13 protein-coding genes are annotated in these 14,801 nt (G+C 52.9%); 5 read left to right on the plus strand and 8 right to left on the minus strand.

Translation table 11 applies throughout. The features are described from left to right. Window positions 1-9: 9 nt before the first annotated feature. Both glyQ and ACLJPE_RS16160 read right to left on the minus strand, forming a co-directional pair. The gene (gene glyQ, locus ACLJPE_RS16155; protein ID WP_001168556.1) at window positions 10-921 is read right to left on the minus strand and encodes a glycine--tRNA ligase subunit alpha; all 912 of its coding nucleotides are present in this window, start codon (window positions 919-921) and stop codon (window positions 10-12) included. Window positions 922-1,059: 138 nt separating this feature from the next. Next, entirely contained in the window at window positions 1,060-1,362 is a 303-nt protein-coding gene (locus tag ACLJPE_RS16160) for a YsaB family lipoprotein (protein WP_000605592.1), read from the minus strand. A gap of 165 nt (window positions 1,363-1,527) precedes the next feature. Here ACLJPE_RS16160 and ACLJPE_RS16165 point away from each other — a divergent pair, with 165 nt between their 5' ends. Continuing rightward, a complete protein-coding gene (locus tag ACLJPE_RS16165) occupies window positions 1,528-2,523 on the plus strand; it encodes an acyltransferase (protein WP_001182575.1) in 996 nt (331 codons plus the stop codon). A 22-nt stretch (window positions 2,524-2,545) separates the two neighbouring features. Here the strand turns inward: ACLJPE_RS16165 and ACLJPE_RS16170 are convergent, their stop codons facing one another. From ACLJPE_RS16170 to xylA, 3 genes are all read right to left on the minus strand, one after another. Next, complete coding sequence (locus ACLJPE_RS16170) at window positions 2,546-2,899, minus strand: YiaA/YiaB family protein (RefSeq protein WP_000340933.1); 354 nt, start codon at window positions 2,897-2,899, stop codon at window positions 2,546-2,548. A 174-nt stretch (window positions 2,900-3,073) separates the two neighbouring features. After that, entirely contained in the window at window positions 3,074-4,528 is a 1,455-nt protein-coding gene (xylB, locus tag ACLJPE_RS16175) for a xylulokinase (protein ID WP_000275319.1), read from the minus strand. A 99-nt stretch (window positions 4,529-4,627) separates the two neighbouring features. Then, window positions 4,628-5,950, minus strand: coding sequence for a xylose isomerase (gene xylA, locus ACLJPE_RS16180; RefSeq protein ID WP_001149561.1), 1,323 nt, complete (start codon window positions 5,948-5,950; stop codon window positions 4,628-4,630). Between the two features lie 362 nt (window positions 5,951-6,312). Between xylA and xylR the strand changes: the two genes are divergently transcribed. Next, window positions 6,313-7,491, plus strand: a complete 1,179-nt coding sequence (gene xylR, locus ACLJPE_RS16185; RefSeq protein ID WP_000459824.1) for a D-xylose utilization transcriptional activator XylR — start codon at window positions 6,313-6,315, stop codon at window positions 7,489-7,491. A 60-nt stretch (window positions 7,492-7,551) separates the two neighbouring features. Here the strand turns inward: xylR and ACLJPE_RS16190 are convergent, their stop codons facing one another. Next, on the minus strand, window positions 7,552-8,376 hold the full coding sequence (locus ACLJPE_RS16190; RefSeq protein WP_001562170.1) for a protein bax: 825 nt from the start codon (window positions 8,374-8,376) through the stop codon (window positions 7,552-7,554). A gap of 315 nt (window positions 8,377-8,691) precedes the next feature. Between ACLJPE_RS16190 and ACLJPE_RS16195 the strand changes: the two genes are divergently transcribed. After that, on the plus strand, window positions 8,692-10,719 hold the full coding sequence (locus ACLJPE_RS16195) for an alpha-amylase (protein WP_039513527.1): 2,028 nt from the start codon (window positions 8,692-8,694) through the stop codon (window positions 10,717-10,719). Window positions 10,720-10,892: 173 nt separating this feature from the next. Further along, a complete protein-coding gene (gene avtA, locus ACLJPE_RS16200; RefSeq protein ID WP_000144384.1) occupies window positions 10,893-12,143 on the plus strand; it encodes a valine--pyruvate transaminase in 1,251 nt (416 codons plus the stop codon). A gap of 36 nt (window positions 12,144-12,179) precedes the next feature. Here avtA and ACLJPE_RS16205 read toward each other — a convergent pair whose 3' ends face one another. Both ACLJPE_RS16205 and yiaJ read right to left on the minus strand, forming a co-directional pair. Then, window positions 12,180-12,653 carry a 4Fe-4S dicluster domain-containing protein gene (locus ACLJPE_RS16205; RefSeq protein WP_001528249.1) on the minus strand — a complete coding sequence of 158 codons (474 nt, stop codon included), beginning with the start codon at window positions 12,651-12,653 and terminating at the stop codon, window positions 12,180-12,182. Window positions 12,654-12,769: 116 nt separating this feature from the next. Further along, entirely contained in the window at window positions 12,770-13,570 is an 801-nt protein-coding gene (gene yiaJ / locus ACLJPE_RS16210; protein WP_000081338.1) for an IclR family transcriptional regulator YiaJ, read from the minus strand. A 229-nt stretch (window positions 13,571-13,799) separates the two neighbouring features. Here yiaJ and yiaK point away from each other — a divergent pair, with 229 nt between their 5' ends. After that, the gene (yiaK, locus tag ACLJPE_RS16215) at window positions 13,800-14,798 is read left to right on the plus strand and encodes a 3-dehydro-L-gulonate 2-dehydrogenase (RefSeq protein ID WP_000869008.1); all 999 of its coding nucleotides are present in this window, start codon (window positions 13,800-13,802) and stop codon (window positions 14,796-14,798) included. The last annotated feature ends 3 nt before the right edge of the window (window positions 14,799-14,801 follow it).

Genomic DNA, 14,801 nt, shown 5'->3' on the forward strand with positions numbered 1-14,801 from the left:
GGCCGCCTCTTACTTGTCTTTGTTGCACATCGGGAAGCCGAGGGCTTCACGGGAAGCATAATAAGCCTCTGCCACTGCTTTGGTCAGGGTGCGAATACGCAAAATGTAGCGCTGACGTTCGGTGACGGAGATAGCTTTACGCGCATCCAGCAGGTTGAAGCTATGGGCGGCTTTCAGAATACGCTCGTAGGCCGGCAGCGGCAGCGGGTTTTCCAGTGCCAGCAGCTGCTGGGCTTCTTTTTCATACTGCTCGAAGCAGGTGAATAAGAAATCCACATCGGCGTATTCAAAGTTATAGGTGGACTGCTCCACTTCGTTCTGATGGAACACGTCGCCGTAGGTGGTTTTACCCAGCGGGCCATCGCTCCAGACCAGGTCGTAAACGCTGTCCACGCCCTGGATATACATCGCCAGACGTTCCAGACCGTAGGTGATTTCACCGGTCACCGGCTTGCACTCCAGGCCGCCGACCTGCTGGAAGTAGGTGAACTGCGTCACCTCCATGCCATTCAGCCACACTTCCCAGCCGAGTCCCCAGGCGCCCAGCGTCGGGTTCTCCCAGTTATCTTCCACGAAACGGATATCGTGAATGGTCGGGTCCATACCCAGCTCTTTCAGAGAACCGAGATACAGCTCCTGAATATTCTCCGGAGATGGCTTAATCACCACCTGAAACTGATAGTAGTGCTGTAAGCGGTTCGGGTTTTCGCCGTAGCGGCCATCGGTCGGACGACGAGAAGGCTGCACATAGGCAGTCGCCATCGGCTCTGGCCCCAGCGCGCGCAGGCAGGTCATTGGATGAGAAGTTCCCGCGCCAACTTCCATGTCCAATGGTTGAACAATGGTGCAGCCCTGGCGAGCCCAGTAATCCTGTAAGGTCAGGATCAAGCCCTGGAAGGTCCTGGTATCAAACTTTTGCATATTATTTCGTGCTGGATACGTGTGGATTTAAAGGAAGGAGCCAGTATACCCGCTGGATGCGAGATATACAGTATGAAACCGGTTTGTTTAGCGAAAATTGCCGGATTTCGCGGCATCACACCTCACCAGGCGCGGCTTTTACCGCATAGAAAGATGTAAAAACTGCCCATCTGCATCAAAAGAGCAGACAAAACTCTCTTTACGGAAGGTATTACCACGCATCTCATAGCTCCCCTGAAACTGCTCGAAGCCGGTAACAGCAATTTTCTGTGCGCCAGTGTTGTAACGCTGCGCCGCCTGGGCTTTACACAATGCTTCCATATCCAGTGTGCGTGTTGGGCTCACTTTACTCTGCTGGGCTTTTTGCGTCGGTGGCGGTGTCGCTGTGCATCCCACCAGAGCGATGGCTATCATCACAGTACAGAAATACTTCATTATCATTTTTATTACCGTCTGGTTTGCTGGTCAGTCTTATTATTAAGGTTTGTGGGTAACAGACACATTGTGCGAATCTCCTTACGCCATCACAAGATGTAGCGTAGAAAGTCAGATTTTTCCAGTGAGCCACCGCGCTGGAACTCTATTGAAACGGAAGCTGAGGAACTGATGCAGCCTAAAATTAACTGGATTGATAACCTGCGAGGGATCGCCTGTTTAATGGTAGTGATGATCCATACTACAACGTGGTACATCACCAACGCCCACAGCGTCAGCCCGCTAAACTGGGATATTGCGAATGTCCTGAATTCGGCTTCGCGCGTTAGCGTTCCCCTGTTTTTTATGATTTCAGGCTATCTTTTTTTTGGCGAGCGCTGCGCGCAACCGCGGCATTTTTTACGTATCGCCCTCTGCCTTATCTTTTACAGCGTTGTCGCCCTGGCTTACATTTCACTTTTTACTTCGATCAACGTCGAGCTTTCGCTAAAAAATGCGCTGCAAAAACCCGTGTTTTACCACCTGTGGTTTTTCTTTGCGATTGCGGTGATCTACCTGGTATCGCCATTAATCCAAGTAAAAAACGTGAGCGGCAAAATGCTCCTGACGCTGATGGTGGTCATTGGTATTATTGCCAACCCAAATACTGTGCCGCAAAAAATCGGCGGCGTTGAATGGTTGCCCATCAATCTGTATATCAGCGGCGACACGTTCTACTACATTCTCTACGGTATCCTGGGCCGCGCCATTGGAATGATGGAGACGCAAAAGTCATCGCTGACGCTTATCTGCACTGCCCTGTTCATCATCGCGGTATTTGTTATTTCTCGCGGCACATTGCATGAATTACGCTGGCGCGGAAATTTTGCCGATACCTGGTATCTGTATTGCGGTCCCATGGTGTTTATTTGCGCCGTCTCACTGTTCACGGTAGTTAAAAATAAGCTGAATGCGCGGACGTTACCTGGACTGGGGCTTATCTCCCGCCACTCGCTGGGTATTTATGGTTTCCACGCGCTGATTATCCATGCGCTACGTACTAATGGTCTGGAGTTAAAACGTTGGCCGCCGTTAGATATCGTGTGGGTTTTTGCCGCGACGGTGACAGGAAGCCTGCTACTTTCCATGCTGTTACAGCGTATTGATAAACGGAAATGGGTTAGCTAAACGACAATGATGGCTCCGGCCATCATTCATCATCACTGTAGGAAGCGTAAAGATCGGTTCCATATATACTGACCCCCAGCGCCACCAGGCACAGTATTTTCAGCGCGCCCGCCAGCGCCAGGTTAAATACGCCGACCACGACCATGCCGATGCCAAGCAACAGCAAAGATTTACAACGAGAAAGCAAGCGGTCATTCCCCGTGTGTTCCTGGCGAATTAAGACAGGAAAACCGCACATGACGATTGCCGCAAAAAAATATCCCTTTTCGCTTAATGTATGACAGCCTGGCCACAGTCCCACCAGGTATACCACTGCACCGACGACTAACATTCCCAGGCCGAATATCCGTTTCCTGCGCGCAACGTGATCGTCCATCTCACTCTCCTTGTGGTTGAGTGAGACACATTAAGCGAAGAAATAGCGATGAAAAAGGCGCCTGCTTAGCAATAATATAAAAATCAGAAAACACACATACTTACTTCGATATAATTCAATAGAATCAATATTTACGGGAAATGCCTTTCAGCCAAAACCGAAAGGCATTCTGACTTATGACATCAACGGCAACAGCTGCTGATAGAGTCGACGGAAGGTTTCACGACGTTGTTGATAAACCGCATGACGCTGCGCATCAGGATAATGCGCCTGCTCCAGCGGCAACTGCGGCAATACATCGGCGAGCGGAGTCTGTTTATTCACCGCAATTTGCGCCAGACGCGCCGCGCCCAGCGCTGGTCCCACATCGCCGCCAGTACGATAATCAAGCTGTAGCCCGCTAATATCAGATAGCATCTGACGCCAGTATTCGCTGCGCGCCCCGCCGCCGATAAGCGTCACGCTGGCGGGCTTGACGCCGCAGGCGTGAACCACATCCATGCCATCCGCCAGAGCATATCCCACGCCTTCCAGTACCGCCCGCGCCAGTTCCGCCGGGCCATGCTGATGGGTTAAACCAAAGAAAACGCCTTTTGCCTGCGGATTATTATGCGGCGTGCGCTCGCCGGACAGGTACGGCAAAAACCAGATCGGATCGGTATGCTCATCCGCCTGCTGTGCGGCGGCAATCAGCGCCGGGACGTTCTCCTGCCCGGTGAGTTTAGCCGCCCAGTCCAGACAAGAGGCGGCGCTCAACATTACAGACATTAAATGCCAGCGTTCCGGCAGCGCATGGCAAAAACTGTGTACTGCGCTCTCCGGTTTACTCAGAAAGCCGTCGCTGACGGCAAAATAGACGCCCGATGTTCCGAGTGAGAGCATCGCCTGTCCGGCATCGATCATTCCTACGCCGACCGCGCCAGCCGCATTGTCGCCGCCGCCCGCCACCACAGGTACTGCTGGCATGCCCCATGCGCAGGCTACCTCTGGCAGCAACATTCCGGTAATGTCACTACCTTCAAATAACGCTGGCATCTGCTGTCGGGTTAAATGACAGGCGTTGAGCATAACGTCGCTCCAGTCGCGCTTTTTCACGTCCAGCCACATCGTTCCTGCCGCATCCGACATATCGCTGGCAAAGACGCCCGTCATTCGCAGCCGCAGAAAATCTTTCGGCAGCAGAACTTTGTCTATCTGGCGGAAAATATCCGGTTCGTGGCGCTGCACCCAGACTAATTTGGGCGCGGTAAAACCGGGCATCATCAGATTACCGGTTATCGCACGCGACTGCGGCACCTGTTTTTCCAGCCAGGCGCACTCTTCGCTACAGCGTCCGTCATTCCATAAAATCGCTGGTCGCAGGACCTGCTGACGGCTATCAAGCAATGTCGCGCCATGCATTTGTCCGGCGATGCCCAAAGCCCGAACGCCACTTAACGACTGTTGCCGACCTAAACCTTTAACCGCACGATCCGTCGCCTGCCACCACTGCTCTGGTTCCTGTTCCGACCATAAGGGATGCGGACGCGATACGGTCAGTTTTTCAGTATGCGTAGCCAGCACATCGCCCTGCTCATTCAACAGGATAGCTTTTACACCCGATGTACCAAGATCGATCCCGATATACATAGTGTGGGTTCCTTTACTGAAAGCGCCCGGCAGCGCTACGCTTACCGGGCTAATCACGACTACAGGCCGGGCTAACGCGGAGTCGCCCGGTAGATAGGGTTATTTATCAAACAGATAACGGTTAACCAGATTTTCTAACAGCTCCTGATGACCGCTTTGATGTACTGGCGCCAGATTATGCTGCTCCGCATACTGCGCCAGTTCGCCTAAGGAGAGTTGTCCTTTCAGAATCTGCTGCCCCAGCTCGCCATTCCAGCCGGCATAGCGCTTCGCCACGCGTTTATCCAGCTCGCCGTCTTCAACCATACGCGCGGCGATTTTCAGCGACAACGCCATCGTATCCATTGCGCCGATATGACCGTAGAACAGATCGTATTTATCGGTGCTCTGGCGACGAACTTTGGCGTCGAAGTTGAGACCGCCCGTCGTGAATCCGCCCGCTTTCAGGATTTCGTACATCACCAGCGCGTTCTCTTCAACGCTAATCGGGAACTGATCGGTATCCCAGCCCAGTTGCGCATCGCCGCGGTTGGCGTCAACGGAGCCAAAAATACCCAGCGCGATAGCGGTCGCGATTTCATGGTGGAACGAATGGCCCGCCAGCGTCGCGTGGTTCGCCTCAATATTCACTTTGATCTCTTTTTCCAGGCCGAACTGTTTGAGGAAACCATAGACCGTTGCAACGTCATAATCATACTGATGTTTTGTCGGTTCCTGCGGTTTCGGTTCAATCAGCAGCGTGCCCTGGAAACCCATTTTATGTTTGTGCTCGACCACCATTTGCATAAAGCGGCCAATCTGTTCGCGTTCCTGGCGCAGATCGGTATTCAGCAACGTTTCATAACCTTCGCGCCCGCCCCACAGGACGTAATTTTCGCCGCCCAGTTTATGCGTGGCGTTCATTGCCGTAACCACTTGCGTCGCTGCCCAGCTAAAGACCTCCGGGTCCGGGTTAGTGGCGGCGCCTGCGCCATAGCGCGGGTTGGTAAAGCAGTTCGCCGTTCCCCACAGCAGTTTTACGCCGCTCTGCTCCTGTTTCGCCGCCAGCACATCCACCATCTGCGCGAAGTTGTTTTTATATTCTTTCAACGACGCGCCTTCCGGCGACACATCCACGTCATGGAAGCAATAAAAAGGCACATTCAGTTTGTGGAAAAATTCAAACGCCACGTCCGCTTTGCGTTTCGCCAGCTCCAGCGCTTCGCCCGGTTGCTGCCATGGACGATTAAACGCGCCTACGCCAAACATATCCGCGCCGTTCCAGCAGAAGGTATGCCAGTAACAGGCCGCGAAACGCAGGTGATCTTCCATACGTTTACCTAAAACCAGCTCGTCGGGATTGTAATGACGAAATGCCAGCGGGTTAGTCGATTGAGGGCCTTCATAGCGAACACGATCGAGTTGGTCAAAATAAGCCTGCATAGTGAGCTCCATAATCAGATAAGACGGCAAGTAAACGACATAACGTCATACTGGAATTTCCTGATTTATTGCTCAATTACGTTATTTCACACCGCTATTAAGAGAATCCCCAAATGTGCTCTGGCTCTCAAAAAAACGCTGAAAACCACAGAAGAAAAAAGCGATCGCGATCGAATCCTGGCAAATAAACAAAAAACCGTAATATATAGATAAGAAATGACAATTGTCATCCGCCGTTTGCTGTGATGAATTTCGCATAACGTTTCAGGCGCAAAATAATTTGTCATCATTCGCCAGACCGTTATGTCAGCCGTTTTGATAGTATCCATGAGTCCAGGTTCACTTTTGCAGGATATATCCTCATGTTTGATAAACGTCACCGCATCACTCTGTTATTTAACGCGAATAAAGCCTATGACCGTCAGGTAGTGGAGGGGGTGGGTGAATATTTACAAGCCTCGCAATCCGAATGGGATATATTTATTGAGGAAGATTTCCGTGCCCGTATCGATAACATTAAAGAGTGGTTAGGCGACGGCGTTATTGCCGATTACGATGATGACGATATCGCGCAATTATTGGCCGATGTCGACGTACCCATTGTCGGGGTCGGCGGTTCTTACCATCTTGCTGAAAATTATCCCGCCGTTCATTACATCGCCACCGATAATCATGCGCTCGTTGAAAGCGCTTTCCTGCACTTAAAAGAAAAAGGCGTTAACCGCTTCGCGTTTTACGGTTTGCCCGACTCCAGCCGTAAACATTGGGCGGCGGAACGGGAATACGCCTTTCGCCAGCTGGTCGCCGAGGAAAAATACCGCGGCGTAGTCTATCAGGGGCTAGAAACCGCGCCGGAAAACTGGCAGCACGCGCAAAATCGCCTCGCCGACTGGCTTCAGACGCTGCCGCCGCAAACCGGCATCATTGCCGTAACGGATGCCCGCGCCCGCCACGTATTGCAGGCCTGTGAACACCTGCATATTCCGGTGCCGGAAAAACTTTGCGTTATCGGTATTGATAACGAAGAGTTAACCCGTTATCTGTCGCGCGTCGCGCTTTCCTCCGTCGCGCAGGGGGCGCGGCAAATGGGCTATCAGGCGGCGAAGCTGCTGCACCGTTTGCTGGCGCGCGAAGAGATGCCGTTACAGCGCATTCTGGTGCCGCCGGTGCGCGTCATTGCGCGCCGCTCGACAGACTATCGCTCCCTGACCGATCCGGCGGTTATCCAGGCGATGCACTTTATTCGTAACCATGCCTGTAAGGGCATTAAAGTCGAGCAGGTGCTGGATGCGGTTGGGATTTCACGTTCAAACCTGGAAAAACGTTTTAAGGAAGAAGTTGGCGAGACGATACATGCGCTGATCCACGCCGAAAAGCTGGAAAAAGCGCGTAGTTTGTTGATTTCTACCACGTTGGCGATAAACGAAATTTCGCAAATGTGCGGCTACCCGTCACTGCAATATTTCTATTCGGTGTTTAAAAAGGAGTACGTCACTACGCCTAAGGAGTATCGCGACCAGCATAGTGAAGCGTTGTTGTAGTTTATCCAGCCTACAGATGCCTTGTAAGCCGGATAGCGTAGCGCCATCCGGCACACAGAATTACATATGCGCGGCGATCAGACGCTGGTTGTCCTGGTACATCGCGAACAAGTAGTTGTTATAGCGCGACCCCTGGGTAGAGTAACCCTTCAGCTTATGAATCATCGCCGTGGCGGTGACTTCCTGATCCGCCTTACGCAGTTGGGCGCGCGACTTGCGGAAAGAAGAATAAGCCGGATGCGTGTTCAGGTTGGCGACATACGCGCTCACCGACTCCTCAACCGACGCGAATTGTGAGTAACCTTTCACCTTACCCGGCGTATTGGTACAACGCCCTTTCGTGCACTTCATGCCGAACAGGTTATTGTTGCTACGCGCCAGTTTAGAGGTTCCCCAGCCGCTTTCCGCCGCCGCCATCGTCGCCACCATGCTGGTTGGGATAATGTCGACGCGCTCCAGCAACGTATTCCACGGAATACGACGCGTGTTGCCGGACCAGCTCACTTTATAGCGCTTCGCGATATCTTTCATACGCGCGCGTTCAGACGGCGACCAGCGGTTCTGGTACTGTTTTGAGATCAGCCAATTACGGTCCGCGGTAATCGCGGCATTTTGGCTGGTGATGTAAGGCATAACGGTCCGGAGAAACGCTTTTTTTCTGGGGGTTCCGGAAGGGTATTTTCGCAAATCAGGAAGTGAACTGCTCTTTGCACTATTGCGAGAATACTCTTGTTTACTGCTAACCTGTTTATAACTTTTCTCGGTTATGTGGGACTTTTGACTCGTTTGCGTTGCGTGCGTCTTTGCCAGCACCTCACCCGAAAATGCGATGGTGAGTAACATAAGAATCATTGCCCCATATCGTCGCATGGGAGTCAATATCATTAGGTCTCCTGGTCGGATTGATACATTCCAACACCTTTTATTTTTCACGAAGTTAAGGTTTGAACCCCAAATTCTAGCAAAAATAGGCTTAAAAAGCACCTCAGGGAATAGTCTTAATCCGAAACTATGTCAACCATTAACGATAACAGACAGCAATAATGCCAATAAAATGTGGTGCTTATCGCAAATAGAGGCGTTTTTTTGCGCCTCGTCGCTCACCCTCGCGCCTCCTCCTGCGCGACTCTCTGCGGGGGAGGAGTTCATTCGCCTAAAAACCAGGCAAGCTGATGAATATTGCCCACAAAGGATAGCGTGATGAAACTTGCCGCCTTCGCTCTGACGCTGATACCCGGTATCGCGATCGCCTCATCATGGACCTCGCCCGGTTTTCCAACGTTCTCGACGCAGGAAACCGGACGCTTTACCAGCCATGCTGCATTAACAAAAGGTACACGCGCGTTAACGCTCCATATTGACCAGCAGTGCTGGCAGCCCTCCGGCGCTATAAAACTCAACCAAATGTTGTCGTTAAAACCCTGCGAAGGCGCACCACCGCAATGGCGTTTGTTTAAAGATGGCGACTATACAATAACGGTAGATACCCGCTCCGGTACGCCGACCCTGTTGTTATCGATAAAAACTGAACCTGAACGCACCGCGCAGCTCGCCCGCCAGTGTCCCGTCTGGGATGGTTCGCCGCTCACGCTGGATGTTCGCCAAACCTTTCCGGAAGGGACAGTAGTGCGCGATTATTACAGTGGTCAAACCGATACCGTCCAAAACGGGCAAATCACGCTGCGACCTGCCGACAGCCACGGGCTTTTATTGCTGGAACGCGCGGAAACCCATGCATCAGCGCCTTTTAACTGGCGCAACGCCACCGTTTATTTTGTGCTTACGGATCGCTTTCGCAATGGCGATCCAACCAACGACCACAGCTATGGTCGCCATAAGGATGGTATGCAAGAGATTGGCACTTTCCACGGCGGCGATTTGCGCGGGTTGACGAGTCAGCTGGACTATCTACAGCAATTAGGCGTGAACGCCTTGTGGATAAGCTCGCCGTTTGAACAGATCCACGGCTGGGTCGGCGGCGGAACAAAAGGCGATTTTCCTCATTACGCCTATCACGGCTATTACACTCAGGACTGGACGACGCTGGATGCCAATATGGGCAGCGAAGCCGATCTCCGCGCGCTGGTCGACGGCGCGCACCAGCGCGGCATCCGTATTTTATTTGACGTAGTAATGAATCATGCCGGTTACGCCACGCTGGCGGATATGCAGGAGTATCAGTTCGGCGCGCTCTATTTATCCGGCGCGGAACGGCAAAAAATTCTCGGCGATCGCTGGACAAACTGGCGACCCGCCGCCGGACAAAGCTGGCACAGCTTTAACGACTACATCAACTTCAGCGACAGCGCCGCCTGGGAAAAATGGTGGGGGAAAAAGTGGATTCGTACCGATATTGGCGACTACGACAGTCCGGGATTTGACGATTTAACCCTGTCGCTGGCCTTCCTGCCGGATATAAAAACGGAATCTACCACGCCTTCCGGCCTACCCGCGTTCTATGCCAACAAGCCTGATACTAAAGCAAAGTTCATTGAAGGCTATACGCCACGGGATTATCTGACTCACTGGTTAAGCCAGTGGGTGCATGATTACGGCATTGACGGGTTCCGGGTCGATACTGCCAAAAATGTTGAGCTTCCTGCCTGGCAACAGCTAAAAACCCAGGCCAGCGCGGCATTACGCGAATGGAAGCAGGCCAATCCGGACAAAGCGCTGGATGATAGCCCGTTCTGGATGACTGGCGAAGCGTGGGGCCACGGCGTCATGAAAAGTGACTATTATCGCTATGGTTTCGACGCGATGATCAATTTTGATTATCAGGAGCAGGCCGCGAAAGCGGTCGATTGCCTGGCGGAAATGGGGCCAGTCTGGCAGCAGATGGCGGATAAAATGCAGGATTTCAACGTATTAAGTTACCTCTCCTCGCATGATACGCGCCTTTTCCGTGAGGGCGGTGATAAGGCGGCGGAACTGCTGCTGCTTTCGCCGGGCGCGGTGCAGATCTTTTACGGCGATGAATCCGCTCGTCCCTTCGGCCCCACCGGCTCCGACCCCCTGCAAGGCTCCCGTTCAGATATGAACTGGCAGGACGTGAGCGGAAAGTCAGCCGCAGCCGTCGCGCACTGGCAGCGTATTAGCCAGTTCCGCGCCAGACATCCCGCCATCGGCGCAGGCCAACAAACCACGCTGACGCTAAAACACGGGTACGGTTTTGTACGCCAGTACGGCGACGATACGGTGATGGTCGTCTGGGCAGGCCGCCGCTAATCATGGCGCTACCGGTCCCCTCGCGTACCGGTAGCCCCTTCAAAATAAAAAACTAACCTGATAAAAATTTGTAGCATAAAACATCAATACCACCGCCTGACCCCCATTTGCGCCCCGCCATTTGTAGCGTTATGGTTATCCACTTTGACAGACAGTTCGATAGATCACCCGTTATGACATTTTCACTTTTCGGCGATAAATTTACCCGCCATTCAGGCATTACCCGCCTGATGGAGGATCTCAACGACGGCTTACGCACGCCAGGCGCCATCATGCTTGGCGGCGGTAACCCGGCACACATCCCTGCAATGCAGGATTATTTCCAGACGCTACTGACAGAGATGGTAGAAAGCGGCAAAGCCGCTGATGCGCTTTGTAATTATGACGGTCCCCAGGGAAAAACGGCGCTACTGAATGCACTGGCCGTACTGCTACGTGAAACGCTGGGATGGGATATCGAACCACAGAATATTGCGCTGACAAATGGCAGTCAGAGCGCGTTTTTCTACTTATTTAATCTCTTCGCCGGACGTCGCGCCGACGGCAGTACGAAAAAGGTACTATTCCCGCTTGCGCCGGAATACATCGGCTATGCGGACTCCGGTCTGGAAGACGACCTCTTCGTTTCGGCGCGCCCGAATATTGAACTGCTGCCGGAAGGCCAGTTTAAGTATCACGTCGATTTTGAGCATCTGCACATCGGTGAAGAAACGGGGATGATTTGCGTCTCGCGCCCGACCAACCCAACCGGTAACGTTATCACCGACGAAGAGCTGATGAAGCTGGACAGACTGGCGAATCAGCACAACATCCCACTGGTGATTGATAACGCTTATGGCGTACCGTTTCCGGGCATTATCTTTAGCGAGGCGCGCCCGCTGTGGAACCCCAATATTATCCTATGCATGAGCCTCTCAAAGCTGGGGCTGCCCGGCTCCCGCTGCGGGATTATCATCGCCAATGATAAGACGATTACCGCCATTGCCAACATGAACGGCATCATCAGCCTTGCGCCCGGCGGCATGGGTCCGGCGATGATGTGCGAAATGATTAAGCGTAACGATCTGCTGCGGCTGTCGGAAACGGTTATCAAACCTTTCTACTATCAGCGCGTTCAACAGACTATCGCGATCATTCGTCGCTATTTATCCGAAGAACGCTGCCTGATTCATAAACCGGAAGGCGCAATATTTTTGTGGCTGTGGTTTAAAGATCTGCCGATTACCACCGAGCTACTCTATCAACGCTTGAAAGCGCGCGGCGTGCTGATGGTGCCGGGCCACTATTTCTTTCCCGGACTGGATAAACCCTGGCCGCACACACACCAGTGTATGCGGATGAACTACGTGCCTGAACCGGACAAAATCGAGGCGGGCGTAAAAATTCTGGCAGAAGAGATAGAACGCGCCTGGCGTGAAGGCTGACGGCTATTCCGGCCATCATGCAGGCCGGAACGACATTCAGAAAGGTTGAGAATAGAGGCGCTGGCGCTGCACGTGTGCTGCGTCAACGCACTGTAACGCACTGGTCGGGCAGGCTTCCACGCACGCCGGCCCCGCTTCCCGATGCCAGCAAAGATCGCATTTAATCGCCTGCGCGCCTGACGCGGACGCCACCACGGTCATCGCACCAAACGGGCAAGCCAGCATACAGCTTTTACAACCAATGCAGCGCGATGGCGTCACGAAGATATGCCCCCGATCACGGCGAATCGCCTGTACCGGGCAGACATTCGCGCACGGCGCGTCCTCACACTGATGGCAGACCGTGGCCGTGGTGAAGCTATCTTCTTTTATCACCCGGATACGCGGCACAAAGTCCGCCGTCGTCACCGCCGCGCTATTCTGCTGTTTCTGGTGCGACACCACGCAGGCGACCTCGCAGGTACGACACCCGATACACGCCGACGCATCCGCCATAATAAACCGGTTCATTGTTCTCCCCCTGCGTTAAAACGCCAGAATGCCAGAGAGCCATTCCCCGCCGCTTTGATCCCACTACGCAAACGGACAAATTTTGTCAGATGCCTGATAAAACCTGGCGAGCTGTCTTATTCGCGAACGGTAAATCCCAGCTCATTAGAGATAGCCTGTGCGGTTTCACGCAACGGTTTGAGCAGATTTTTCTCGCCGATCTGTTTTAGCCGTGACGTCGACAGTGAAATAGAAATGGCGTAAGGCACTCGATGGTGAATATCAAACACAGGCACAGCAATACAGGAAACGCCCAGTTCATTTTCTTCGCGATCCATTGCCATGCTGGTTTCACGAATTTGCGCCAGCTCATCGTACATTGCTGGTAAATCGGTAATGGTATTACGAGTCAGCGGCTGAATCTGATCTTTATGGCTTTCCCAGTAAGACGCCACATAATCCGGCTGACCAAACGCCATATAAATTTTCCCCATCGCCGAGCAGTACAGCGGCATATGCTGGCCAATGTAGGCACGCGTGCGCAGCATACCGGTGGTCGGTTCCAGCTTATAAATCAGGATAGCGTGATCATCTTCACGGCTGGAAAAATTCACCGTCTCGCCGGTGGCCAGGTTGAGCGCCTCAAGGTGCGGTGCCGCAACGTGGATGATATTCAGCGATGACAGGGCTTTTTGGCCGACGGCAATAAACTTTGTCGTCAGACGGTAGCTCCCGGCCGCCGGCGCTGGCGTCACGTATCCGCAGGATTGAAGCCCCTGCAACAAACGATGGACGGTGCTCTTGTTCAACCCCGCCAGCTCCGACAGGTGCGCCAGTGGGCAACCGTTCGGGTAGTTACTCAAAATTTCTATCAACATCAGGCCACGAAACAGGCTCTGACTCCCCGCAGGCTTCTCTTTATCGTTGTTCTGGCTCATCAGAAAACTCTCTCCTTTCTTGGGCGATCAGATGGTAGCTCAAAGTGTGTTGCAGTTCACGATATCAGCATAAAAAACATAACCCGATGATTTTAATCGTTTTTAAAAACCTTCTCTGGCGTTGCCATGTCAATTTTTGATCTATATATTTGGAATTACATTTCGTATTATGAAATTTATCGACAAAAAAACATACTAAAATTTCTAACAATCGACCAGGAGAACAGGGATGAAAGTAACTTTCGAAGAGTTAAAAGGGGCCTTCTACCGCGTCTTGCGGTCGCGGAATATTGCGGAAGATACCGCCGACGCCTGCGCGGAAATGTTCGCTCGCACCACCGAGTCCGGTGTCTATTCCCACGGCGTGAACCGCTTTCCCCGCTTCATTCAGCAACTAGATAACGGCGACATTATTCCTGATGCTAAACCGCAGCGGGTTACCAGCCTCGGCGCCATCGAACAGTGGGATGCTCAGCGCGCTATCGGCAACCTGACGGCGAAAAAGATGATGGACCGGGCCATCGAGCTGGCTTCCGATCATGGTATTGGCCTGGTGGCGTTACGTAATGCTAACCACTGGATGCGCGGCGGCAGCTACGGCTGGCAGGCGGCGGAAAAAGGCTATATCGGCATTTGCTGGACCAACTCCATCGCCGTCATGCCGCCGTGGGGCGCGAAAGAGTGCCGTATCGGTACCAATCCGTTGATCGTCGCCATCCCGTCTACGCCGATCACTATGGTAGATATGTCGATGTCGATGTTCTCTTACGGCATGCTGGAGGTTAACCGCCTGGCCGGCCGCGAACTGCCGGTGGACGGCGGTTTCGACGATAACGGTCAGTTGACCAAAGAACCGGGCGTTATCGAGAAAAATCGCCGCATTTTACCAATGGGTTACTGGAAAGGCTCTGGTCTGTCGATTGTGCTGGACATGATTGCCACCCTGCTTTCCAACGGCTCTTCCGTTGCCGAAGTGACCCAGGAAAACAGCGATGAATATGGCGTTTCGCAGATCTTCATCGCCATAGAAGTGGATAAGCTGATCGATGGCGCAACCCGCGATGCCAAACTGCAGCGGATTATGGATTTCATCACCACCGCTGAACGTGCTGACGACAACGTCGCGATTCGGCTGCCCGGCCACGAATTTACCAAATTGCTGGATGACAACCGCCGTCACGGTATCACCATTGACGACAGCGTCTGGGCCAAAATTCAGGCGCTGTAAGGA

This window comes from Salmonella sp. SAL04196 (genome assembly GCF_046550835.1).
Classification (GTDB): domain Bacteria; phylum Pseudomonadota; class Gammaproteobacteria; order Enterobacterales; family Enterobacteriaceae; genus Salmonella; species Salmonella enterica.

Coding starts and splice junctions, on each gene's coding strand:
- glyQ (WP_001168556.1), bottom strand. CDS start 921: ATGCAAAAGTTTGATACCAGGACCTTCCAGGGCTTGATCCTGACCTTA.
- ACLJPE_RS16160 (WP_000605592.1), bottom strand. CDS start 1,362: ATGATAATGAAGTATTTCTGTACTGTGATGATAGCCATCGCTCTGGTG.
- ACLJPE_RS16165 (WP_001182575.1), top strand. CDS start 1,528: ATGCAGCCTAAAATTAACTGGATTGATAACCTGCGAGGGATCGCCTGT.
- ACLJPE_RS16170 (WP_000340933.1), bottom strand. CDS start 2,899: ATGGACGATCACGTTGCGCGCAGGAAACGGATATTCGGCCTGGGAATG.
- xylB (WP_000275319.1), bottom strand. CDS start 4,528: ATGTATATCGGGATCGATCTTGGTACATCGGGTGTAAAAGCTATCCTG.
- xylA (WP_001149561.1), bottom strand. CDS start 5,950: ATGCAGGCTTATTTTGACCAACTCGATCGTGTTCGCTATGAAGGCCCT.
- xylR (WP_000459824.1), top strand. CDS start 6,313: ATGTTTGATAAACGTCACCGCATCACTCTGTTATTTAACGCGAATAAA.
- ACLJPE_RS16190 (WP_001562170.1), bottom strand. CDS start 8,376: ATGATATTGACTCCCATGCGACGATATGGGGCAATGATTCTTATGTTA.
- ACLJPE_RS16195 (WP_039513527.1), top strand. CDS start 8,692: ATGAAACTTGCCGCCTTCGCTCTGACGCTGATACCCGGTATCGCGATC.
- avtA (WP_000144384.1), top strand. CDS start 10,893: ATGACATTTTCACTTTTCGGCGATAAATTTACCCGCCATTCAGGCATT.
- ACLJPE_RS16205 (WP_001528249.1), bottom strand. CDS start 12,653: ATGAACCGGTTTATTATGGCGGATGCGTCGGCGTGTATCGGGTGTCGT.
- yiaJ (WP_000081338.1), bottom strand. CDS start 13,570: ATGAGCCAGAACAACGATAAAGAGAAGCCTGCGGGGAGTCAGAGCCTG.
- yiaK (WP_000869008.1), top strand. CDS start 13,800: ATGAAAGTAACTTTCGAAGAGTTAAAAGGGGCCTTCTACCGCGTCTTG.